The sequence below is a fragment of the Nocardia sp. NPDC050435 genome (genome assembly GCF_040655395.1).
Classification (GTDB): Bacteria; Actinomycetota; Actinomycetes; order Mycobacteriales; family Mycobacteriaceae; genus Nocardia.
Window position 1 is genome coordinate 463161 of sequence record NZ_JBFAJW010000001.1, and the last position, 21822, is coordinate 484982.

Sequence of the window (21822 nt, forward strand, 5' to 3'; positions counted from 1 at the left end):
GCGAACGGCTAACGCAGCCCGCCGTGCTCGTACTCGCCGAAGTCGACCTCGCGGGTGGCACGCGCGTAGGCGACGTGTGAACCCGGCCAGACGGCGGTGACCGTGCCGTCGGAGGTGTGGTACCAGCCGGGGCAGCCGGTGGTGAAGACCGTTGTGCGCAGGGTGTTCTGGAGCCGGGTGTTGTAGGCGTCCTGTGCTTCGCGGCGCACGTCGAGCCATCCGCCCTGCCGCGCGAGGCGCTGGATCGCCTGGCGGGCGTAGCGCGCCTGCTTCTCCAGCAGGAAGGTGATGGTGTTGGTCAGCGAGCCGGTGTTCGGCCCGTACATGAGGAACATGTTGGGGTATCCGGAGACGGTGATGCCGAGGTGGGCGTAGGGCCCGGATTTCCACTCCTGGTGCAGTTTTCGGCCGTCGCGCCCGGTGACATCGATCGGCGCCAGGTACTCGCTGGCGGTGAACCCGGTGCACCACACGATCACGTCGGCGGCGACGGTGCTGCCGTCGGACAGCACGAGTCCCTCCTCGTCGACCCGCGCCACACCGTGCGGATGCAGCCGGACGTGGGGCGCGTCGAGAGTCGGATACCAGGCGTTGGACAGCAGCACCCGGTTGCAGCCGAACCGGTAGTCCGGTGTGACGGCCCGCCGCAGCTCCGGATCGCGAATCTCGCGGCGGATCTTGAACTTCAGCCACCACTCGAACCCGATCTGCACCGGTTCGGCCCAGCGCGCGATGAACGGCGCCCGCGCCTCGTACCACAGCCATTCCGCGTTGTGCTGCCAGCGGGCCAGGCCGGGAACGCGGCGCAGCAGGCGGCGGACCACCGGGTTGGTGCGGTGATCCCACTTGTTGCCCACCCAGTAGGCCGATCGCTGCACCACCTCCAGCGCGGCGACCCGCTCGGCGATCGCGGGCACGATCTGCACCGCGCTGGCCCCGCTGCCGACCACGGCGACCCGCTTACCGGTGAGGTCGACGGAATGGTCCCACTCGGCCGAATGGAACTGCGCCCCGGCGAAACTGTCCATGCCCGCGAGGTCGGGCAGCTTGGGCCGCGACAGCTGCCCGGTCGCGCAGATCAGCACATCGAATCGTGACACGGTGCCGTCGGCCAGTTCGACGCGCCAGCCGCCCGTCTCGGCGTCGAACGCCGCCGCGGTGACCTCGGCCCCGAACCTGATGTGCGGGGTCACGCCGTAGCGGTCGGCGGTGCGCCGCAGATAGGCGTGGATCTCGGGCTGTGTGCCGAAGCGCCGCGACCATTCGGTCTCCAGCGCGTAGGAGAACGAGTAGGTCGGCGAGGGCACGTCGCAGGCGGCGCCCGGATACGAGTTCGCCCGCCACACACCGCCCACCGAGTCGCCGCGCTCGAACACCGTGTATTCGTGGATGCCGTGGCGATCCAATTCGATCGCCGCCGCCAGTCCGCCGAAGCCGGCGCCGATGATGGCGACGGACACCGCTCTACTCGTCATGGCACGACGGTACGAGCGCGCGGGCGGGCGGCGCGATGTCCGCTTCGGGTCGGCTATTGTCAATTCCGGACATGAAGGTCAGCCCGTTACCGCAGCACCCCGCCTGGGACCACCCCCGCGGGCCCGCCGCCGCGCGCATCCTCGTCGGGCTCGGCGCCGAGCACGCGGTGTCCGCCTCGGCCTGCCTGGCCGGCACCGGATTACGGCCGGCGGACCTGGAGCGGCCCGACACCGTGGTGGAGGCGGGCCAGGAGCTGACCGTCGCGCGTAACCTGTTGCGGCGCATCGGCGACCGGCCAGGCCTGGGGGTGACGGCGGGAACGCGCTACACGGTCGGCACCCTGGGCGTGTGGGGTTACGCGATGCTCTCCAGTGCCAGTGTGCGCGAAGCGATCCGGCTCGGCGTCGGATACGCGGAGCTGTCGTTCGCGTTCATCCGGCCCACGCTCGAACCGGACGGCAGCGACCTGGCCGTGGTGTTCGACGCCGGCGAGATCCCGGCGGACGTGCGCGAGTTCTTCGTCGAACGGGAACTGGCCAAGATCGCGACGCTGACCCCGCTGGCGATCGGGGAGCGCCCCGGCGTACGGGTCGAGGCCGCATTCCGCGGCGCCCGTGCGCGGCTGCTGCGCGAGCGCCTGCCCGGCGTGGTTCTGCGCACCGGCGCCGACCGGCACCGGATCGTGTTCGCGGCGGCGCTGCTGGATCAGGCGCTGCCGCACTCGGACCCGACCACCGCCCAGGCGCTGGAAGCCCATTGCGAACGGTTGCTGGAGACGCGCCGGGCCCGGCGCGGGCAGGCCGCCCGCGTGCGTTCGCTGATCCTCGCCGAGCTCGACACCGGCCCGACCGCGGCCGCCGTCGCGGCCCGGCTGCACCTCGACGAGCGCACCCTGCGGCGGCATCTGCGCGCCGAGCGGACGTCGTTCCAGGAGCTGCTCGACGAGGTGCGCGGCGGTCTGGCCGCCGAGTTGCTCACCCTGGACCAGCTCACCCTCGCCGAAATCGCCCGCCGGCTGGGCTATCACGACGCCGCGGGCTTCAGCCGCGCGCACCGGCGCTGGACCGGGCGCGCACCGCGCGCACCGCGGCCCGGCGAAGGGTAGCCGGGCCGTCGCGGGGACCTTTTCCGACCTTCGGCCCTGCGCGCGGGGCCGAAAGAATCTGGGAAGTAGCTCCGGGTTGCGCGTATCAATTGATCACGCGCTGGTGAACCTTCGGCTAACGATCTCCTCGACGGGCAGAACGGTGATCACCACCCAGCGTCGCCAGGTCGATCCTGCGAAGGAGGTGAACTATGGATGAGTTGATGCTGACACCCGGTCCCGACGGTGCCGCGGGTGAGAACTGGAACGAACCGGCCAACGCCGGCGACGACGGACAGGACGACAAGCCGCGATTCCGGTAACACGCTGTCGGACAGTCTTGTTCACAGGTCGTTCAGGAGACGCCGCGTCGCCTCCTGTCCGGCCGCGTTCCCGGTCCGGTCGTACAGTTCGGCCGCCTGCCGGTAGCAGGCGCGGGCCCGCGGGGTGTCCGACGCCTCGCGGGCCAGGTCGCCGAGGGCTTTGAGCGCGTCGGCCTGGCCGCCGAGGTAACGCACGCCGGCCGAAAGATCGTAGGCCCGCTGGTACAGGGCGGCGGCCCGGTCGGTGTCGCCCTGGGCCCGGGCCGCGTCGCCGGTGCCGCGCAGCACGTCCGCGTGGGTGGCCGGAAATCCGATCCGCTGGTACAGCTCGTCGGCCTGCCGATACCACGCCAGGGCGTTCGCGAGGTCGCCGAGCGTTCGGGTGGCATCGCCCAGCCCCTTGTAGGCGTAGGCGAGGCCGTGCACGTTCCCGGTGGCGAGGTAGATGTCGTGCGACTGCCGGAAGGCGGATTCGGCGGTCGCCGGGTCGCCGTCGAGCATCGCGCTGTCGCCCAGGCCGGTGAGCGCGTCCGCCTGGCCGTTGCGGTAGCCGATCCGGGCGCACAGGTCGGCGGCGCGCTGATAGGCGGCGCGGGCCCGCGGGCCGTCACCGCGCGCGAAGGCCACATCGCCCAGGCCCTTGAGCGAATCGGCTTGGCCGCGGGCGTCCTCGGCCGTCTCGTACAGGTCGAGGGCCCGCTGGTAGTTGTCCTGCGCGTCGCGATACGAGCCCAGCACCCGGCCGACATCGGCCAGGCCCCGGACGGTTTCGGCTTGCGCGCGGTGATTGCCCACCTGCTCGTAGAGCGCGCGCGCCGCCTGGTACGCCTCGGCCGCGCGGCCGAATTCGCCGTGCGCGTAAGTGACAAGTCCCAGTCCGGACAGGGCGTCCGCCTCGCCGGTGTGGTCCCCGGCCGCGTGGGCCGCCGCGCGCACCGCCTCGTACAGCGCGATCGGCTGATCCGACTTTCCGGCGGCGTGCAGCCAGTAGCCGAGCCGCAGCGCGAAGCCGGGCGCCTGGGGCAGCTCGGCCGCCAGAGCCGCCTGTGCCGTCGTCACCAGCTCGTCGGCGGCCGCGCCCATCCAGGTCTGTGCCTGCTCGCGGTCGGTGAAACCGTATTCCGCGGTGGACGATCGGCGCAGGTACTGGCTGTCGGTGTAGATCAGGCCGGCCGCCACATCCATCCGGTTCAGCAGGCCGGTGCACAGTCGATCCAGGCCGGCCCGCAGCAGATCGGCGTCCTGGTGGTCGGTGGCGTCGCGGCGGGCGTAACCGAGGAACAGGCTGTGGAACCCGTAGCGCCCCAGCGGCAGGCCGAGCAGCATGTTGCTGTCGGCCAGCTCGGCGAGCTGGACGGCGACCAGCGGGCGCGGGCGCCCGGTGAGCGCGGCCACCGAATCGGCATCGAAATCGGGGCCGGGATGGGAAGCACAGGCGCGCAACAGATCTCGCAGGGAGTCGTCGAGGGCGTCGGAGGAGACGCGGTAGGCCGCGGCGGCCGCCCGGTCGGCCTGGGCGAGGTGTTGCAGCGGATACCGCGCCGAACGCATGACCTCGGCCAGCTCGCCGGGCGTCATGTGGGCCAGCAGGCCGGCGACGGCGCGCAGCGCGAGCGGCAGGAAACCGCACAGGGCCGCCACGGTCGCCAATTCGGCTCGGGCGCCGGCGAATCGGTCCGGGTCCTGCCGGCTGGCCTGGATCAGCAGGTCCACCGCGTCGGCGGGGTCGAGTACCTTAACTTCCACGATGGCCGTCGCCTCCAGTTCGGCCAGCCGCCGGCGGCTGGTCACCAGCACCAGGCAGCGGCCGGGACCGCTGCCCGGCAGGATCGGGCGCACCTGCTCGGCGTCGCGGGCGTTGTCCAGCACCAGCAGCACGCGGCGGGCGGACAGATGAGAGCGCCATAGAGCGGACCGTCTTTCGGCAGTGGGCGGAACATCGGCGGCGGCGATGCCGGCGGAAACGAGCAACTCCTCCAGCACCTCGGCGGGTGGGCGGGCCGCCATTCCCGGCGTGAATCCGTACAGGTCCGTTTCTAGCCGAATATCGCAGAATTCGGGGGACATCTCGGCGGCCAGCTGCCGGGCAGGGCGGTTTTCCCGGCGCCGCCCATGCCGTGCAGGGTGAGGAGCACCACCGAGCGGCCGCCCGGACCGGCTTGCCGGGCCGAGGCCCGGAGCTGGCCGAGCTCGGTGCTCCGGTCGACCAGATCGGGCGGCAGCAGGAGCGTATCCACGACGGCCTGCTCCGGTGCGAGCGCGGTGGGGGCCGGGCGGACGGCACGGATCGTGCGCGCGGCCGGAAGCAGCTCGGCCAGTGCGGGATCGGTGAGCAGGCCGGCGAGCGGAACCGCCACCACCCGATCGGTGCCGAAGTGCGCCGGATGCACGACGATCACGCCGACCAGGAACGGCCCGGCGAACAGCGCGGCGCCGGACATGCCCGACCACGGCGAACCGCCACCGCGCGCGGCCGGAGCGGCGGTCGAGACGGTGACCGCCCACAGCCCCGACTTGGCCATGGCGGCCGGTGCCAGGAAACCGAAGAGCTGCTCGGTGTCGCGGATCCGGTCCGGCCGCTCGAGCGCGACCGGGAAACCGACGGCGGTGACGGCGATCGGCTGGTTGCCCTCCACGCGCCCCCAGCGTGGCGCCGGACTGTCGGGCGGCAGCGCGGGTGCGGCGGGGCCGAGGCGCAGCACGGCGGCGTCGGAGTCGTCGTCGCGCCATACGACCACCGCGGGGGTCCAGTCCGGCAGACCCAGCGGCCGGGCCCAGCACACGCCGGCCGTGCCGACCTCGCCCGGGACGGGGTCACCGGCGGGCCAGGTCGGCAGCCCGGTGACCACGTGGGCGGCGGTCAGCACCAGCGCGGGGCCGACCCGATAGCCCGACCCGAGACTTCCGCCCCGATCCGACGACGGCGTGTAGAGCTCCATCACTCGCGCGGTATCCACGCTGCGGCCCTTCGCGTGACAGCTAGGCGGGCGGTGCCGCGACCTGGTCGCGGATGTGGACCGGCGCGCCGTGTTCGTCCACCGGCGTCAGCGTCAGCGTCACCTTCTGCACGGCCTCGCGGGACCAGCGCGCCGACCCGCCGGCTTCGACGACCCAGAACCGGAGCTTGGCCTCGGGCCCGCCCTCCCGGACCGTGGCCACGGAGAACTCGACGGAGACCGGCCCGACGGCGAACCGCAGGCCCGGATCCCGAACGGCTTGGGCGGCGCGCAGTTCCGCGCGCAGGCCCGCGACGAACTCCGCGAGCTCGATGGGCGCGGCCGCTTCTTTCTCGGTCACCTCAGCCTCCCCCTGCTATCCACAGTGCCGCCTCACCGAATAGTGCCAGATCCACGCCGCCCAGCATCCGGTTTTCGGCGCGGCCGGCCCGAATGGCCGGTGCGGCACAGCGTGGCGGACCGACACGACGCCGGACAACCTCCCTTGTTCGAGCGACACCTGCATTTATAGTTCCGTGCTATTACCGCGAGGTCGCCGTCCGACAAAGGAGTTCTGTGTCCCGATTCGCCCGCTTGCGATCCGGAACCCTCTCGGCGGCAGCCGTATTCGCCGTTCTGCTCGCGCCCGCTGTGCCAGTGGTCGCTCACGCCGAGGTGCCGCTGGGTGACTATCTGGATCTGCCGCTGCTCAATCGTGACGCCTCCTTTGGGCCGGGCGGCATCAATCCGGTGCTGCCCTACGACGCCGCGTACCTGGGGGAGTTGCTGAACGAGGCCCGCGCGGCCGATATCGCGCCACCGCGGTATGCGGCGCTGCTGCTGCAGTATTGGCTGGTCGACCTGTGCGACAAGGCGGGAATCGATCTCGCGAGCTGGGATCCGCGCACCGGCCCGGATCCGAACCGGCAGAACCTCGCCAAGGCCTACGCCTATTACGAGCGTCTGCAAGTGGAGCACCGGGAATTGCAGTGGGCGGGAATGGGCGGCGCGGTCGGCGCCGATTTCGCCGGCGGCCTGCTCGATTTCCAGTTCCTGAACAATGTCTTCGCCGCGCCCGGGCTCGCCCCCGCGATCCAGCAATTCGAGGTCGCGCTCACCGATGCGGCGGGGCCCGAGGCGATTTCGCTGCTCCCCGAAGGGCTGGCCGCGCTCATGCGCGCCACGCGCACCCTCACGCCCGAGGACAACCAGTGGATCCTGGGCATGATCATGGTGATGCAGAAGAACATCTTCACCGATCTGATGCCCATGCACGACGCCTACGTCACCGGCGGCCTGCCGGCGCTGGCGGAATTCCGGGCCGCCGGTCTGTTCGACGACACGATCTATCGCGCCTGGGTGGGCATCGCCTCGGGCGATCACGACCGTGTCGCCGACGGCAACGCGGTGCTGCTGCGCCGGGAGCAGGCCACCGCGATCGGCGCCCAGTGGGACGAGGTACGGAACTACAAGGGCGACATCGGCTATGCGGTCACCTACCTGTCGACCCTGGCGGGCACGCCCTCGGTGGCGGGCGTCGTCCCGCCCCGGCTGTTCGATCAGGTGCGCCGCGAGGTCACCCTGGCCGACGGCAGGCAGGCGATCCTCACCCTGCCGCTGCCGGACTGGAACTTCTCGGTCCTGGATTCGCGCTGGCACTACATCACCTCCGAGCTGCTGCCCAAGTATCGCGATCAGGTCGAAAACCATTGGCCGGAATTGGAAGCGCTCTTCCGCACGCCCTACGAGATCCAGATTCAGCAGCATCGGCCGTTGTTCACCCTGCCCTCGTTCTTCCTGTCGCTGGCGCAGGGATTGTCGGTGACCGTCCTCGATCCGCCCGGCCCGGTGCCCGCCGCCGTCCGCTGACCTCGTCCGAAAGGCGAACTATCGCATGGCTTCTCCCCGCGCTCTGCTGGCCGCCGGTTTATCCGTCGCCGCCGTCCTGCTGGGCACCGCGGCGCCGCACGCCGGCGCGATTCCCGCCGAGCCGTCGCCCCCGCCGCCACCACTGTCGGAGGTGTTCAACGGGTACGTCGTCGGGACGCTGCGCGAGGGCAGTATCGCCGCGCCCGAGACGATCTTCGAGGCCCTGACCGCCACCGACCCGTTCTACGCCGAACCGCCGCTGCCCGCGGACGCGACGCCGGGGACGATCCTCAAGGCGAAACCGGTCCAGGTGCTGTTCACCGGATTTCAGCCCGCGAACCTCACGGCCTTCAAACTCATGTACGTCACCACGGGCCTGGACGGGGTGACGCCGGTGATCTCCACCGGAATTCTGATGATCCCGCGGGACGGGACACCGCCCGCGGAACGCAAACTCGTCGCGTATCAGGAAGCCAACGACAGCGTCGGCGCGCATTGCCATCCCAGCACGCAGTGGACCGGCGGCGCACCGCTCGACGGCGCGGCGTGGTCGGCGCTCGGCCCGCTGGCGCTGCTGTTCGGCAAGGGCTACGCGGTCATGATCTCGGATGTGGGCAATGACGCCGATCCGACACCGCACGGCGTGTTCGCGGGCAAGTTCGCCGCCCACACGCTGCTCGACGGCGCCCGCGCGGCGGTGTCGCTGCCCGAAGCGGAACTCGGTCCGGACACGCAGATCGCGATCTTCGGCATCGCGGGCGGCGGGGTGGGGGCGGGGTTCGCGGCCGAGAAGGCGGCCGAGTATGCCCCCGAGCTGAACGTGAAATCCGTTGTGCTGGAGGGCATGGTGGTGGTGCCGCGCAATTTCCTGCGGGTCGCCGACGGCTCGGTGGGCTCGGGTTTCGCCTTCGCGACGCTGCTCGGGCTGGAGCCGTGGTATCCGGAAATGCGCGTCGATTCGGTGCTCACCCCGGCCGGGCAGGGCCTGGCGAACATCTATCGCACCCAGTGCCAGACGCCGGCGTACTTCAGCTTGCCGTTCGTGCCGCTGGCCGCGCTGTTCGCCAACGGCATCGCACCGGTCGACCAGCCGACGTTCCAGCACGCCTTCGACGACAACGTGCTCGGCGCCGGCCCCGCGCCGCGGGCGAAGGTGCTCATCACCTCCTGCGCCCGGGACGATTCGCCCATGTCGCTGGTGCCCGCCGCGGACTCCCGCGACCTGGCCGATCGGTGGGCCGCCGCGGGCACCGACGTCACCTACGCGCCCAGCGACTGCAGCATGATCACCGCGCTCACCGATCTCTACCAGTGGGGCGCGGATCTGTTCGGGATGCAGACGGTCGACTGGCTCAGCCGGAATTTCGACTAGCCGTCCAGGGGGCGCCCGGGTTGAGCGCCGCGCAGAACAGCGCGTATTCGCCCGGGGGGACCGACAATTCGCGATGGACGGCCGTCAGCAGCACGGGGGAGCAGTCCGGACGCGGGGCGACGACGACGCCCCGCGGATGCCGGCTCAGCCAGGCGCCGATGGCCGGGGTGTCGATGCTGGGCAGGTAGCGCACGGCGAGTTCCCAGCACATGTCCCGGCCCTCGGGCGGGGGAGCGGCGAGGGCCGCGACGATCACCGTGTTACCCGCTACCAAACCGCCATCGCTCATCGCTCCACGTCCCCTATCGTGTCGGCGTCGATGAAATGGGAGCACCCGAGTATTACCTGAACACCCCGTCGCGGACAGCTGTTCGATCAAGGATCCGGTCAATGGGACCGAATGCACAGGCAAATGTGAATTCGTTCCGCGGCAACATGTCTCGAATCACCGTCCGGCGTTCACGTCGAGTTCTTCGAACAGACCTTGCAGGGCGGTGTGATCGTCGTCGGTGCCGGTGTGCGCTGCGGCGAACCAGCGGGCGTACTCGGCTATCTCGGCGAGCCGCCAGTCCAGGGCGAACAGCTCGACCATCGCGGGGTCGGGGCGCAGGCTCTCGACGGCCTCCCCCAGATCGGCGTAGTCGCGTTCGGGCGGTGCGAGTGCGAGCGACTCCCAGTCGACGAGTTTGAGTCCGTCGCCGGTGATCACCTGGTTGCGGTGATGCGGTTCGCCGTGGGTCGGCACCCAGGAACCACGGTGTGTGAGCGCCGAATTCGCCAGCTCCAGATAGCGGCGGGTCCAGGTCGCGACGGCGGCGGTGCGCGCGCGGAGAGCCCGGCGTGCCGGTTCGGCCAGGGGACCGCTCGTCCACGTCGTGGCGGTGCGCGCGGCCAGCTCGTCGGCGAAATCGGGCCCGATCTGCGGTGTCCAGCGACGAATTCCAGCAGGGGGTGTGGCCCGGTGCAACCCGTTCAGGACGCGGATCACCTCCCGGGCGTGCGCGGGTTCGGCGGCTTCGGCCTCGGTCGGGCTGTGACCGTCCAGCCACGGAGTGACGCTGAGCGCCTCGCTCCCGACGGCGACGGTGTAGCGGCCGGTATCGGCGGGCAGCGGAGCGCACACCGCGGCCGACCCGGCCGCGAGCGCGGCGGCGCCGGCGTAGGCCGCTTCCAGGGACGCGGCGGTGTGCCGGGGCTCCAGCTGGTCCAGCGTCACGAACAGCGTCGTGCCCGCACCGATGGCTTGCCAGTGGTGCGCACCGAATCCCCAGGGGAGATATTTGATCTCGTGGAGGTCGGGCAGCCAGTGCGCGCGAACCGCACGCGCGATCGCGCCGTCGTCGAGGCTGGTGGGCGGTGTCAGCACGAGCTCGGATTGTAGGAGACGCGCTGGCCGCGAGCAGCAGGTTTAACCGCGCGTCAGGTTCTCGACCGGCACCGGGTCGATCTTCTCGCCGGGTGGCAGGTCGAAGCCGAAGATCTGGGCGTAGAAGCTCAGTTCCGAATCCAGTGCGCGGCGGATGTTCTCGGCCCGGCGGAAGCCGTGCTGCTCGCCCTCGAAGAGCAGGTAGCTGACCGGGACGCCGCGGGCGCGCAGGGCGTCGACGATCATCTCGGACTGGTTGGGCGGCACCACGGCGTCCTCGCTGCCCTGTAACACGATCAGCGGACTGCGGAACTGGTCGACGTGGTGGATCGGGGAGCGCTGCCGGTAGCGGTCGCGTTCGGCGGGGTACGCGCCGATGAGGCCGTCGAGGTAGCGGCTCTCGAACTTGTGCGTCTCGGCGGCGAGCGCCTCGAGGTCGGCGACGCCGTAGTGGTCGGCGCCGGCGGCGAACGGCGAATCGTCGCGGGCCAGCGCGGCGAGCGTGGTGTAGCCGCCCGCCGAGCCGCCGCGGATGGCCAGCCGGTGCGGGTCGACGCGATCGTCGCCGGCGAGCCAGCGGGCGGCCGCGATGCAGTCGGCGACGTCGACTACGCCCCAGGCGTCCTGCAGCAGTTCGCGATAGGCCCGGCCGTACCCGGTGGAGCCGCCGTAGTTGACGTCGACGACGGCGAAGCCGCGGCTGGTCCAGTACTGGGTGCTCGAGGCGAGCAGCGGCAGCGCCTGCGAGGTCGGCCCGCCGTGGATCATGACCAGCAGCGGCGGCCGCTCCGCGGCGGGACCGCGGTACCGGCTGCTCGTGGGCGGATAGAACAGCGCGTGGGCGGTGCGCGGCGCGCCGGTGCGATCGGTCGAGGGGAACGAAATCGGCTCGGGGACCGAGACATCGGCGGCGTCGAGCCCGAGGTCGCGGGGCGCGCGCAGGGTTTCGAGTTCGATGTTCGTGCCGGACAGCGTGATCCGGTAGACGCCGGGTTCGGTGGTCGGTGTGCCCGCCACCACGATCACGGCGTCCGCCGCCGCGCGCACCAGCGCGCTGACGGTGGAGAACGGCAGGTCCAGATCGGTCAGCGTCCCGTCCGGGCGGCGGATCGCGAGGCCGTCGTACCCCGCGCGCCAGCGCGCGAAAACGACACTGCCGTCGCCGAGGACGGCATAGCGCGCCGAGCCGAGCAGCCACGGGGGCATGCCGATTTCGGCCTCGATCGCCACGACCGCCGTGACGCCGTCGCGCGGAGTCCACCGGTAGAGATTCCACCAGCCGTTGCGGTCGGACAGGAACAGCAGCGAGCCGTCGTCCTGCCAGCGCGGTTCCTGCACCGACTCGCCCGGCCCGCCCGCCACGACGGTGTCGGCGCCGGTCGCGAGATCGCGCACCCGCAGCACGGTGTCGTCCCACGGCATGGACGGATGGTCCCAGGTGATGACCGCGAGCTGGGCGCCGTCCGGGCTCAGGCGCGGCGCGGCGACGAAATCGGGTCCGCTGAGCAGGACTTCCGGCTGCCCCGGGCAGTCGGCGGACAGGCGGACGATCTCGTTGCGCACGTCGACCGCGCCGCGCCCGCCCACCGGATGGTGCTCGCGGACCGCGACGACGGTGCCGCCGGGCCCGAAAGCGCCGTCGGCGTAGCGGTCCCCGCGCGGCACGGCGGGCTCCGGGGTCAGCGCCACCGGCTCGCCGCCGGGCTCGATTCGATACAGCCGCTGATCGTCCCAGTCGACCACGAAGAACACCCCGTCGCGGATCCACCATGCGGCGCCGCCGTATTCGTGCACGGCCGTGCGGGCGTTCAGGCTCTCCGGCAGCAGATCGGTGCACGTTCCGTCGGGGGTGCGGCGCACGATCTGCGTCCGGCCGCCCTCGCTGGGGCGGCCCTCCGACCAGTACACGTCCGGCCCGTCCACGCGCACCTCGCCGAGGCGCACCGCCGCGCTGACGACGCTGTCGGAGGTGATGGCGGTGGGCCAGGAGCCGAAGGGCAACTCGGTGATCGTCACCCGGCCAGGGTAACCACCCGCGCCCGGCCGCCGGTCAGGCGAGCCGGACGTCCATGGTGGCCAGTCCGAAGATCTTGCGGCCTGCGGATTTCGCGATCAGCACCACCGTGGCGGTCCGGGTCTGCGGATCGGTCGACTTGATCCGGCCGGTGAATTCGACCGTGCCCGCGGTGGCGGCGTCGACGACGGCGTAGTTCGACAGCCGGACGCCGTAGCGCAGCACCGCGCCGGGATCGCCGAGCCAGCCGGTGACGAACCCGGCGCCCAGGCCCATGGAGAGCATGCCGTGCGCGATCACGTCCGGCAGCCCGGCCAGGGCGGCGATGCCCTCGTTCCAGTGGATCGGATTCGCGTCACCGGCCACGCCGGCGTAGTTCACCAGATCGCCGCGGGTCAATCGGACGGTGCGGGCCGGTAGCTCGTCGCCCACGGCGATGTCCTCGAACCGGATCGCCGTGCGCGGCGTCCGGGTCCGCGAGACCTCCGAGTGCTGGAGGTCGTGGCCCGGCGCCGAGGCCGGGGGAGCGGGCGCGGTCAAGCCGCTCATGATGACACCCTCGATGGCCTCGCCGATTCCGGCGGCGACGTCCGCGTCGGTGATGCCGACGACGGTGGTGTGCATGACCTGGACGACCCGGCCGGACCCGTCGGTGAACGTATTGGTGATGGTGAGCAGGTCTTTGCCCGCCACCCGGCGCACCGCGGACAATTCGACATCGATGAGCAGTCGGTCCCCGGCCAGGATCGGCTGGTACATCTCGAAGACCTGATCGGTGTGCACGAAGGTGTCGTACCCGGTCAGCACGCCCCCGAGCAGTGCCTGATTGGCCTGCATGGCCACGATCGAGGCGAAGGTGGCCGGCACCGGCAGCCCGGCGTAGCCGAGTTCGCCGGCGCTGCTCTCGTGCCAGTGCGCGGGGTGGAAATCCTGGACCGCACGCGCGTATTCGCGGACCTTCTCGCGCCCGACCTCGTAGAAATCGTCGGCGCGATAGCCGTAGCCCACCAGCTCGGCTACATCGAATGCGGTTTCCATCGTGCTCCCATGATCGGTCGGCGGATTCGGATCTGCCCCACTCTTCCACAGGACGGCGGCGCGGGTGAGCGCGGAAAGGGCGTGGCGCGAGGCGATTCCGGGCCGGGCTCAGCGCGCGGGAAAGGCGGCGGCATTCTCGGGCAGGCGGCGCACGAGCGGCACCCCGGACAATCCGCGCGCGCAGAGCAGCGCGGTGGCGGCGATCGCCTGATCCTTGGGAATCGGGCGGCCGGCGTCGAGCCACTGGCGGGCGGTGAAACGGCAGATTCCGATCAGACCGGCCGCCAGCATGCGAGCGCGGAAGAGATCGGTCCCGGTTTCGCGGGCCAGCAGATCGGCGGTGGTGCGGACGCAATTGTCGAGCTCGCGGTCGATGCGCAGGCGTACCGATGGTTCGCTGGGCACTTCGGTTTCGAAGACCAGCCGGAAGCCGTCGGGATCGAGGTCGATGAAATCGAAGTAGACCTTGACCGCGCCGCGCGCGCGGACGGCATTGTCACCGCTGGTCTGTACCGCCTGTGTGATGCCGGCGACCAATCGATCCAGGCGGGCCTGGAGCACCGCCAGATAGAGGTCGAGTTTTCCCGAAAAATGTTTGTAGACGGTCGGTTTGCTCATGCCCGAGCGTTCGGCGATCTCGCTCATCTGCGCCGCGTGATATCCGCGGCGCGCGAAGACATCGGCGGCCGTCACCAGGAGTTGGCGGCGTTGCGTGGCGCGCACGGCCCGCAGCGCGGCCCCGCGATCGACGCGATAGGGCGCGGGCCGGACCGCGGCGTGCTCACTCGATGCCCAGCGTGTCATACCGCTCTCACCTGTTCCCTCGGCGCACCGACCTCGTGTACCGGTGTGCGCAACAGCCTGGCGGGACTATTGGCGACATGTCAACAGCATGTGAGCAATCTGGCGGCCGGAACGTCGCGGGCGGGGCGGCGCGGCGACTCAGCCTGGTCTCAGATCGAACTGACAAAATGGCAGGACGACCGGCGGTTTCCATTCGGCAGAAAAGCAGGTGACAAGGACATCGATGAGCATTCCTGACAGCGACCTCGTACCCTTCGAGGGCGAGTTCACCCGGTTCATGATGTCCTACCGATTCGTCACCTCCGAGCTGATGACCAAGATCAACATCCTCGCCGACGAATTCACCTACATCCACGACTACAGCCCGATCGAGCACGTCCGCTCGCGGCTGAAATCCCCCGAGAGCATTCTGCGTAAATTGCAGCGCAAGGACATTCCCGCGACGCTGCACGATATCCGGAAGAATATCGTCGACATCGCGGGCGTCCGCATCAGTTGCAGCTTCATTCAGGACACCTACCGCATCGCGGAGATGCTCACCAGTCAATCCGACGTCACCGTGACCGAGGTGCGCGATTACATCGCCCATCCGAAACCCAACGGCTACAAGAGTTTGCACCTGCTGCTCGAACTTCCGGTGTTCATGAGCGACCGGGTCGAACACGTCCCGGTCGAGTTGCAGATCCGCACGATCGCCATGGACTTCTGGGCCAGCCTGGAACACAAGATCTTCTACCGCTACGGCGGCGACGTGCCGCCGGAACTGCTCGCGGAATTGACCGAGGCGGCGGACGCGGCCAACCGCCTCGATATGCGCATGGAACATCTGCACGAGCAGGTCGCGCGCACCCGCGCCGCGGACGCCGCGACGAACGGCGGATTGGTGTCCGGGGCGGCGCGCGAACTCTTCGAATCGCTGCGCCGCCATCACGTCACCGGCTGAACGGGCTCAGACCACCGTATTCATGATCGTGCCCGCACTGGTGGCGACCGCGCCGCCGGTCATGGCCCCGGCGATCATCTTCGGTGACTGCAGGCTGCCGCCGTTCCACTTCTCCCACGCGAAGCGGCCGCCGCCGTAGGTGATGGCCGCGACCCCGGAGAGCTGGACCAGCCAGGTGAAATAGCGCCCCATCTGCATCAGCTTGTCGGCGATGGGTGGTGCTTCGGGGGCAGGGTTGCCGACGATCTGGGTCAGGACGCTGTCTTGCAGGGCGCAGAGAATCAGGCTCACTGTCATGCTCCTTCATCGATGCTGATGCGGACAGGCTCGTTGTCGACCGGAATGGAGCAGTTGCCGAGGGGAAACCACGGCTTGCGGGCGGTACCCGGGTGCGCGCGCGGAAAACGCTGAGGCCACCCGCCCCCTTCGGTGCTGTCCCGGCCGTGTGCGCGGGCGGCCCGCGGCCGGTGCGGTCAATGGGTGAGCGCGAGTTCGAGCACCACCACGCCGACCGCGGCGAGGGTCAGCAGGACCGAGGCGATCACCGAGGCGCGGGTGGGGCGTTCGCCCCGCAGGTGGGCGATGACGATCACGATTCCGCCGATGCGGAGCAGCACGGTCAGTTCGGCGAGCAACTGGGCCGAGCGCGGTTGCGGCCAGCCCAGCCAGCCCGCGGCGAGAATGACGCAGGGCGCCGCGGCCGAGCTCAGGATCGGCACCGAGTTGCGCAGTCGGCGGACCCGGTCGGTGATGCCGGTGCCGCGATGGTCGCGCACCGAGCGGGCGACCGTCTCGGCGAAACCGTGGGCGGCGAAGGTGGACAGCGACGTGCCGAGCACCACCAGGATGCCGAGGTGCTTGTCCGCCGCCACCACGGGCACCAGCGCGGTGAGCACCAGGACGTTGCCGTAGATGTAGGCGCTGATCCGGCTGGCGGCGTTGTCCGGGTCCAGCGGTGCTCGCCGGGAGAACAGCGGGCCGTAAAGCAGCCGGGCCGCGGCCGGGGTCGCGGGACCTTCGCGCGGTGTCAATGGCCTTCCCGGGCGGCGCTTCTCGGTTCGGCGGCCCGGGGCAGCGCGAGGGCGACCAGCAGCCCGGCCCCGGCGAGACCGGCCAGGGTGATCATCGCGGTGGCATAGCCGTGACTGTCGGCCCGGGCGACCAGGATGGTGCCCGCGACGGCGGCGCCCAGGGCCGAACCCAGGTTGGAGACACTGCGCGACAGGCCGGAGATCTCGCCCTGGAGTCGTTCGCCGAACGCGGACTGGACGAGGTCGACCGACGGCGTGAGCATCGTGCCCAGCCCCAGGCCGAGCAGCAGGAGACCGGGCGCGAAGCCCCACGGTCCGGACACCTGCCCGGCCGGCGCGAGCAGCACCGCGATCCCGGTGACGGTCAGGGCGAAACCCGCGACGATCAGGGTGCGCCGGGACCAGCGGCGGGCCAGGCGGGCGGCGGGCAGCGAGGTGAGCAGCATGCCGAGAGTGGCCGCGGTGAAGACGACCCCGGTTTCGACGGCGTTGTAGCCGCGCACGACCTGCAGATAGGCCGAGACGACGAACGAGGTGCCCATCAGTATCAGCCACTGGAGATGCTGGGTGAGCAGCCCGAGATTCGCGGTGCGGTTCCGGAACAGGCGGGTCGAGAGCAGCGGTTCGCGCCCCGCGCGTTCCTCGGCCCGCACGCCGGCGAAGAAGATCGCCAGCACCACCGCCCCCGCCACCAGCAGCGTGCACATCATCGCGAGATCCTCCTGCGCGGCGAGGATGCCCGCGACGAGCAGGACCAGCCCGGCCGCCGACAGGATCGCACCGCGAATATCGAAGGGGCGCCCCGGATCCGGGGGCAGCGGGTCGAGAATCCGGCGGCTGGACCCGATGATCACGGCGACGATCAGGACCTGGAAGCCAAAGGCCGCCCGCCAGCCGAGCGTGGTGGTGATCAGTCCGCCGAGCAGCGGTCCGGCGGCGGCGCCGATCCCGCCCATGGCCATGATCATGCCGAAAGCCCGTGCCCGCGAACTGGCTTCGGTGAACAACAGGGTGGCCAGGATGTAGACGGGTGGGATCAGCATGGCAGTGCCGATGCCCTCGAGGAGCGAATTGCCCAGCACCAGCACGCCCAGCGTCGGCGCGATCGCGGCGACCAGCGCCCCGGCCCCGTAGAGCACGAGCCCCGCGACGAAGCAGCGTTTGCGCCCGAAGCGGTCGGTGAGCTTGCCGCCGGGAATCATCAACGCCGCCATCACCAGCAGGTACAGGGTGATCGTCAGCTGCACGCCGGACACGGTGGTGTTCAGGTCCGCGCTGATGTCGGTGATCATCACGTTCATGTTCGAGCCGGCGAAGCTGCAGAGGAACTGTGCCAGCGCCAGCGGCAGCAGTACGCCGCGCGGCGGGGTCACGGCGGCCCGGGGTCGTCGAGCCGCTCGTCCAGGGCGAGCGCGGCGGCCACCAGGGCCAGGTGCGTGAACGCCTGCGGGAAGTTGCCCAATTGCGCGCCGGAGGGGCCGATCTCCTCGGCGAACAGGCCGACGTGGTTGGCGTAGGTGAGCATCTTGTCGAAGGCGTAGCGGGCCTGGTCGACGCGGCCCGAGCGGGCCAGCGCCTCGACGTAGAGGAAGCTGCACAGGGTGAATGTGCCCTCGGCTCCGGCCAATCCGTCCGGGGCGGCGGCGGGGTCGTACCGGTAGACCAGGCTGTCGCTGACCAGTTCGGCGTCCATGGCGTCCAGCGTGCTCAGCCACGCGGGGTCGTGCGGGGACAGGAATCCCATCCGGGGCATCAGCAGCAGCGAGGCGTCCAGGACGTCGCCGTCGAAGTGCTGGACGAAGGCCTGCCGTTCCCGGCTCCAGCCGCACTCGACGATCTGGGCGAACACCGCGTCGCGTGCGCGCGTCCAGCGGGGCACGTCCGCCGGGCGGCCGTGCGTGGTCGCCATCGAAATGCCGCGCTCGAAGGCGACCCAGGTCATCAGTCGGCTGTAGGTGAAATGCTTTCGGCCGCCGCGGGTTTCCCAGATGCCCTCGTCGGGGCGGTCCCAGTTGCCGGCGAGCCAGTCCAGCAGTTCGGCGAAGGCCAGCCAGCCCCCGATGCTGCCGAGGTCGGCGAACTGGGCCAGCGCGTCGGCGGCCTCGCCGTAGATGTCGAGCTGGAGTTGGTCGGCCGCGGCGTTGCCGAGCCGGACCGGGCGGGAATCGCGGTAACCCGAGAGATGGGTGAGGATCTCCTCCTCGATCCGGGGCGCGCCGTCGATCCGGTACATGATCTGCAACGGCTCACCGGAGGGCGTCGGCCCGGCGTCGAGCCGATCGCGCAGCCAATCCCGGTAGGCGGCGGCCTCTTCGGTGAAACCCAGGTCGAGCAGGGCGCGGATCGACAGCGACGCGTCGCGGATCCAGGTGTAGCGGTAGTCCCAGTTGCGTTCGCCGCCGAGCTGTTCGGGCAGGCCCATGGTGGCCGCCGCGATCGGCGCGCCGGTCGGGGCGTAGGTCAGCAGTTTCAGCGTGATCGCCGAGCGCTTGACCATGTCCTGCCAGCGGCCCCGGTAGGTACACGAGCGCAGCCAGCCCTGCCAGAACGACCGGCAGGCGTCGAAATCGGCCAGCACCTGCGCCCGCTCCGGCGGCGGTGGCGCCGCGCCGCCGCCGGTGGTGCAGGTCAGCACGATCGCCGCGGTCTGACCGGCGTCGAGGACGAAGCGCGCGGCCACGTCACCGCCGTCGGCGTGCAGTGAGATCGGATCGCTGACCTGGACGTGCAGGTCGCCGCCGGTGCTCTGGAACAGTGCCCGGCGCGGGCCGGGCAGCATCCGGGTGTGCGGTGCGCGGGCGTAGTCGAACCGCGGCCGGCAGGCGAAGTCGAACGACATGCTGCCGCGCACCACTCGCACGATCCGGACCAGCCGGTGCCGCTCGGCCGGGACGCGGTCCTGGATCGGGTCCATGAAATCGATGACCTCCCCGACGCCGCCGGCCGCCAGGAACCGGGTGATCAGCACGGCGGTATCGGGAAGGTAGAGCTGACCCACCGTCGGCTCGTCCTCGGCCGGGCTCGCGGCCAACCGGCAGTAGCCGCCGCGCTGGGCGTCCAGCAGCGCGGCGAACACGCTCGGCGAATCGAAGCGCGGGCTGCACCACCAGTCGATCGTGCCCGCGGCCGAGATCAGGGCCGCGGTTTGCAGATCGCCGACGATCCCGTGGTCGGCGATCGGGGGATAGACGTTCATGACCACTCCTGCCGGCAGGACGGGCGGATTCCGGAGGCTAGGCGGCGAAGAGCTCGCGCAGCCTGGCTTCCTGCTCGTGGGACAGGTTGGTGGAGACCAATTCGGCGGACTGGCCGCGGAATTCGTCGTGGATGCGGTCCAGGATGGCATCGGAGGTCAGCACGAACAGCGCCGAGGTCCCCGGGGCGAGACCGGCGCGCACCTTCTTGATGAAGGCGTCGTCGATCCCGATATGGACCAGGGCTCCCGACATCGCGCCCAGCCCCGCGCCGACCGCGGCGCCGAGCAGCGGGACGAACAGCAGCAGCCCGAACAGCAGCCCCCAGAACGCGCCGCCGAGCGCGCCGACTCCGGCGAGACTGTGCAGCTGACGGGTTTTCGGGCGTTTGGCGCCGGCGGGCCAGGTGACGATCGCCGCGTCCTGCACCGTGATCAACTCACGGCGCTGCAGATCCTCCAGCGTGGCGGCGGCGGTCTCGGCTCCGGTGGCACTCGCGAACTTCCATACGGTCAAAGTCCCCGGCATCGGGTCCCCTTCCTCAGGTGGCGGGTTGTCGACTCGATGCTAAAAACGGCGGCGGCCGGGTTCTTCGCCCAGCGCGGGTGAACAATCGCGGGGCCGGACGGTGTTCGCCCACAGCGGAGCGACGGGCGCGGCGGCGGTTCCGGGTCGTACGCTCCCCCTATGAGCGAGCATCCGAGCGCCGAGACTCCGCAGGCCGAACCGCGGCGGTTGCGCGCGCTTCCCGGCGGGCGGGAGCAGCAGGCGCCCCGGGCGGACCGTCGCCCGGCGCTGCCCGCCGAGCGCCGTCCCGCGCCGGGCCGGGAACCGCTGTGGCGCGAGGCCCTCGGGCAGCGGCTGCGGGCGCTGCGCCAGGAGCAACGCGAGACGCTCGCGGAAACCGCTGGGCGAGCAGGTGTTTCACCGCAATACCTGTCCGAGGTCGAGCGCGGCCTCAAGGAGCCCTCGAGTGAGATGATCGCGGCGATGGCGGGTGCGCTCGGCCGTTCGGTGGGCGGGCTCATCCATCAGGTCGCCGACGATCTGGCCCGCTACCGCACCGAGCCGGTGCGCACGCTGCGGCCGCGAGCGAGCGCACCGTACAACGGGCTGCTGCTCGCGGCCTAGCGCTCAGGCGCGCGGATCCAGCACCTGGTCGACGAGGCCGTAGTCGATGGCCGCCCGGGCGGTGAAGACGCGGTCGCGGTCGGTGTCGTGCCGCAGCGTTTCCACCGTCTGCCCGGTGTGCTCGGCCAGGATGGCCTCGACCTCGGCGCGCATCCGGACCAGTTCGTCGGCCTGCAGGATGAGGTCGGGGATGGTGCCCTGGCCGCGGGCCGCGGGCTGGTGCAGCACCACCCGGGCGTGCGGGAGCATCGAGCGGCGGCCTTTCACACCGCCGGTCAGCAGCACCGCGCCGACGGCGATGGCCTGGCCGACGCACGTGGTGACCACCGGGGACTGGATGTGCTGCATGGTGTCGTAGAGCGCGAGCATGGCCGTGAGATCGCCGCCCTCGCAATTGACGTAGAGGTTGATGTCCTGGCCCGGGCTGTCGGCGTCCAGGTGCAGCAGCTGCGCGATCAGGGCGTTGGCGACGCCGGAATCGATCGGCGTGCCGAGGTAGACGATGCGCTCGGTGAGCAGGTGCGAGTAGACGTCCATGATGCGCTCGCCGCGCGGATGCTGGGCGATGACATTCGGAATGGTGTAGCTGCTCATGCGATTCCCACCTTCTGCCGCTGCGGCACGACCTGCCAGAACGAGTCGACGATCGAGTCGATGAAGCCGTACTCCTTGGCCTGGGTCGCGGTGAACCAGCGGTCGTGCAGGGAGTCGTCGAAGATCTGGTCGTAGGACTGACCGGTGTCCGCGGCGATCAGGCCCAGCACGGTCTGCACGGTGTAGCGCAGATCGCCGGCCTGCACCTCGACCTCGACCGCGCTGCCGCCGATGCCCGCCGAACCCTGATGCATGAGGATCCGCGCGTGCGGCAGCGCGAAGCGCCGGCCCGGAGATCCGGCCGAGAGCAGGAATTGCCCGGCGCTGCAAGCCAATCCGAGCGCCAGCGTCGAGACCTCGCAGGGGACCAGCCGCATCACGTCGCGGATGGCGAGCATCGCCGGCACCGACCCGCCCGGCGAGTGGATCCATAGCGAGATGCCGGCGTCGGGATCCTCGGCGGCCAGCGTCAGCAGCTGCGTCATGAGCAGCGCGCCGTTGTCGTCGTCGAGCGGGCCGTCGAGCACCAGGATCCGGCGGGCGAACAGTTGTTCTCGGGTGCGCCAGGTGAAGGCCGGCGTCTTGTCGTCGTGTGCCATGAATCCACCGTGCCCCAGCAGGTCCGGGAAAATCGCGCCGCGCTGCCG

General features: G+C 70.6%; 22 protein-coding genes. 6 read left to right on the forward strand and 16 right to left on the reverse strand.

What is annotated here, in order from left to right; genetic code table 11:
• Positions 1-8: 8 nt before the first annotated feature.
• Positions 9-1475, reverse strand: coding sequence for an NAD(P)/FAD-dependent oxidoreductase (locus AB0I43_RS02360; protein ID WP_357431075.1), 1467 nt, complete (start codon positions 1473-1475; stop codon positions 9-11).
• 71 nt (positions 1476-1546) lie between these two features.
• On the opposite strand from AB0I43_RS02360, the gene AB0I43_RS02365 reads away from it, so the two are divergent.
• The gene (locus AB0I43_RS02365; RefSeq protein ID WP_357431077.1) at positions 1547-2581 is read left to right on the forward strand and encodes an AraC family transcriptional regulator ligand-binding domain-containing protein; all 1035 of its coding nucleotides are present in this window, start codon (positions 1547-1549) and stop codon (positions 2579-2581) included.
• A 323-nt stretch (positions 2582-2904) separates the two neighbouring features.
• Here the strand turns inward: AB0I43_RS02365 and AB0I43_RS02370 are convergent, their stop codons facing one another.
• From AB0I43_RS02370 to AB0I43_RS02380, 3 genes are read right to left on the reverse strand one after another with little or no spacing between them, the layout of a single operon-like run.
• Complete coding sequence (locus tag AB0I43_RS02370; protein ID WP_357431079.1) at positions 2905-4890, reverse strand: tetratricopeptide repeat protein; 1986 nt, start codon at positions 4888-4890, stop codon at positions 2905-2907.
• Positions 4891-4919: 29 nt separating this feature from the next.
• Positions 4920-5840 carry a trypsin-like peptidase domain-containing protein gene (locus tag AB0I43_RS02375; protein ID WP_357431081.1) on the reverse strand — a complete coding sequence of 307 codons (921 nt, stop codon included), beginning with the start codon at positions 5838-5840 and terminating at the stop codon, positions 4920-4922.
• 22 nt (positions 5841-5862) lie between these two features.
• Positions 5863-6180, reverse strand: coding sequence for a trypco2 family protein (locus tag AB0I43_RS02380; protein WP_356972632.1), 318 nt, complete (start codon positions 6178-6180; stop codon positions 5863-5865).
• Positions 6181-6395: 215 nt separating this feature from the next.
• Here AB0I43_RS02380 and AB0I43_RS02385 point away from each other — a divergent pair, with 215 nt between their 5' ends.
• A complete protein-coding gene (locus AB0I43_RS02385; RefSeq protein WP_357431083.1) occupies positions 6396-7688 on the forward strand; it encodes a hypothetical protein in 1293 nt (430 codons plus the stop codon).
• Between the two features lie 25 nt (positions 7689-7713).
• Positions 7714-9060 carry a lipase family protein gene (locus tag AB0I43_RS02390; protein WP_356972634.1) on the forward strand — a complete coding sequence of 449 codons (1347 nt, stop codon included), beginning with the start codon at positions 7714-7716 and terminating at the stop codon, positions 9058-9060.
• Here AB0I43_RS02390 and AB0I43_RS02395 read toward each other — a convergent pair.
• From AB0I43_RS02395 to AB0I43_RS02415, 5 genes are all read right to left on the reverse strand, one after another.
• On the reverse strand, positions 9041-9349 hold the full coding sequence (locus AB0I43_RS02395; RefSeq protein ID WP_356972635.1) for a hypothetical protein: 309 nt from the start codon (positions 9347-9349) through the stop codon (positions 9041-9043). The genes AB0I43_RS02390 and AB0I43_RS02395 overlap by 20 nt on opposite strands.
• A gap of 156 nt (positions 9350-9505) precedes the next feature.
• Positions 9506-10426, reverse strand: coding sequence for a phosphotransferase (locus AB0I43_RS02400; RefSeq protein WP_357431085.1), 921 nt, complete (start codon positions 10424-10426; stop codon positions 9506-9508).
• A 42-nt stretch (positions 10427-10468) separates the two neighbouring features.
• A complete protein-coding gene (locus tag AB0I43_RS02405) occupies positions 10469-12442 on the reverse strand; it encodes a prolyl oligopeptidase family serine peptidase (RefSeq protein ID WP_357431087.1) in 1974 nt (657 codons plus the stop codon).
• A gap of 34 nt (positions 12443-12476) precedes the next feature.
• The gene (locus AB0I43_RS02410) at positions 12477-13478 is read right to left on the reverse strand and encodes a fused (3R)-hydroxyacyl-ACP dehydratase subunits HadA/HadB (RefSeq protein WP_357431089.1); all 1002 of its coding nucleotides are present in this window, start codon (positions 13476-13478) and stop codon (positions 12477-12479) included.
• Positions 13479-13586: 108 nt separating this feature from the next.
• Positions 13587-14282 carry a TetR/AcrR family transcriptional regulator gene (locus AB0I43_RS02415; protein WP_356972640.1) on the reverse strand — a complete coding sequence of 232 codons (696 nt, stop codon included), beginning with the start codon at positions 14280-14282 and terminating at the stop codon, positions 13587-13589.
• Positions 14283-14327: 45 nt separating this feature from the next.
• Between AB0I43_RS02415 and AB0I43_RS02420 the strand changes: the two genes are divergently transcribed.
• The gene (locus tag AB0I43_RS02420) at positions 14328-14519 is read left to right on the forward strand and encodes a hypothetical protein (RefSeq protein WP_356972641.1); all 192 of its coding nucleotides are present in this window, start codon (positions 14328-14330) and stop codon (positions 14517-14519) included.
• Entirely contained in the window at positions 14506-15225 is a 720-nt protein-coding gene (locus AB0I43_RS02425; protein ID WP_356972642.1) for a GTP pyrophosphokinase family protein, read from the forward strand. Before AB0I43_RS02420 ends, AB0I43_RS02425 begins: the two co-directional genes overlap by 14 nt.
• A gap of 6 nt (positions 15226-15231) precedes the next feature.
• Here the strand turns inward: AB0I43_RS02425 and AB0I43_RS02430 are convergent, their stop codons facing one another.
• The 5 genes from AB0I43_RS02430 to AB0I43_RS02450 form a co-directional block, all read right to left on the reverse strand.
• Positions 15232-15522 (reverse strand): hypothetical protein, encoded by a 291-nt coding sequence (locus AB0I43_RS02430; protein ID WP_356972643.1) that lies wholly within the window; start codon positions 15520-15522, stop codon positions 15232-15234.
• A gap of 176 nt (positions 15523-15698) precedes the next feature.
• A complete protein-coding gene (locus AB0I43_RS02435) occupies positions 15699-16256 on the reverse strand; it encodes a hypothetical protein (RefSeq protein WP_356972644.1) in 558 nt (185 codons plus the stop codon).
• Positions 16253-17629: an MFS transporter gene (locus tag AB0I43_RS02440; RefSeq protein WP_356972646.1), complete on the reverse strand. Its 1377-nt coding sequence runs from the start codon at positions 17627-17629 to the stop codon at positions 16253-16255. The genes AB0I43_RS02435 and AB0I43_RS02440 overlap by 4 nt, the downstream gene beginning before the upstream one ends.
• Positions 17626-19452 (reverse strand): glycoside hydrolase family 15 protein, encoded by a 1827-nt coding sequence (locus tag AB0I43_RS02445; protein WP_356972648.1) that lies wholly within the window; start codon positions 19450-19452, stop codon positions 17626-17628. The genes AB0I43_RS02440 and AB0I43_RS02445 overlap by 4 nt, the downstream gene beginning before the upstream one ends.
• 37 nt (positions 19453-19489) lie before the next feature.
• Positions 19490-19978 (reverse strand): DUF1269 domain-containing protein, encoded by a 489-nt coding sequence (locus AB0I43_RS02450; RefSeq protein WP_356972649.1) that lies wholly within the window; start codon positions 19976-19978, stop codon positions 19490-19492.
• A gap of 159 nt (positions 19979-20137) precedes the next feature.
• On the opposite strand from AB0I43_RS02450, the gene AB0I43_RS02455 reads away from it, so the two are divergent.
• Entirely contained in the window at positions 20138-20581 is a 444-nt protein-coding gene (locus AB0I43_RS02455; protein WP_356972651.1) for a helix-turn-helix transcriptional regulator, read from the forward strand.
• Between the two features lie 3 nt (positions 20582-20584).
• On the opposite strand, the gene AB0I43_RS02460 is transcribed toward AB0I43_RS02455, so the two are convergent.
• The gene (locus AB0I43_RS02460) at positions 20585-21175 is read right to left on the reverse strand and encodes an ATP-dependent Clp protease proteolytic subunit (RefSeq protein ID WP_356972653.1); all 591 of its coding nucleotides are present in this window, start codon (positions 21173-21175) and stop codon (positions 20585-20587) included.
• A complete protein-coding gene (locus AB0I43_RS02465) occupies positions 21172-21774 on the reverse strand; it encodes an ATP-dependent Clp protease proteolytic subunit (protein WP_356972654.1) in 603 nt (200 codons plus the stop codon). Before AB0I43_RS02465 ends, AB0I43_RS02460 begins: the two co-directional genes overlap by 4 nt.
• Positions 21775-21822: the final 48 nt, after the last annotated feature.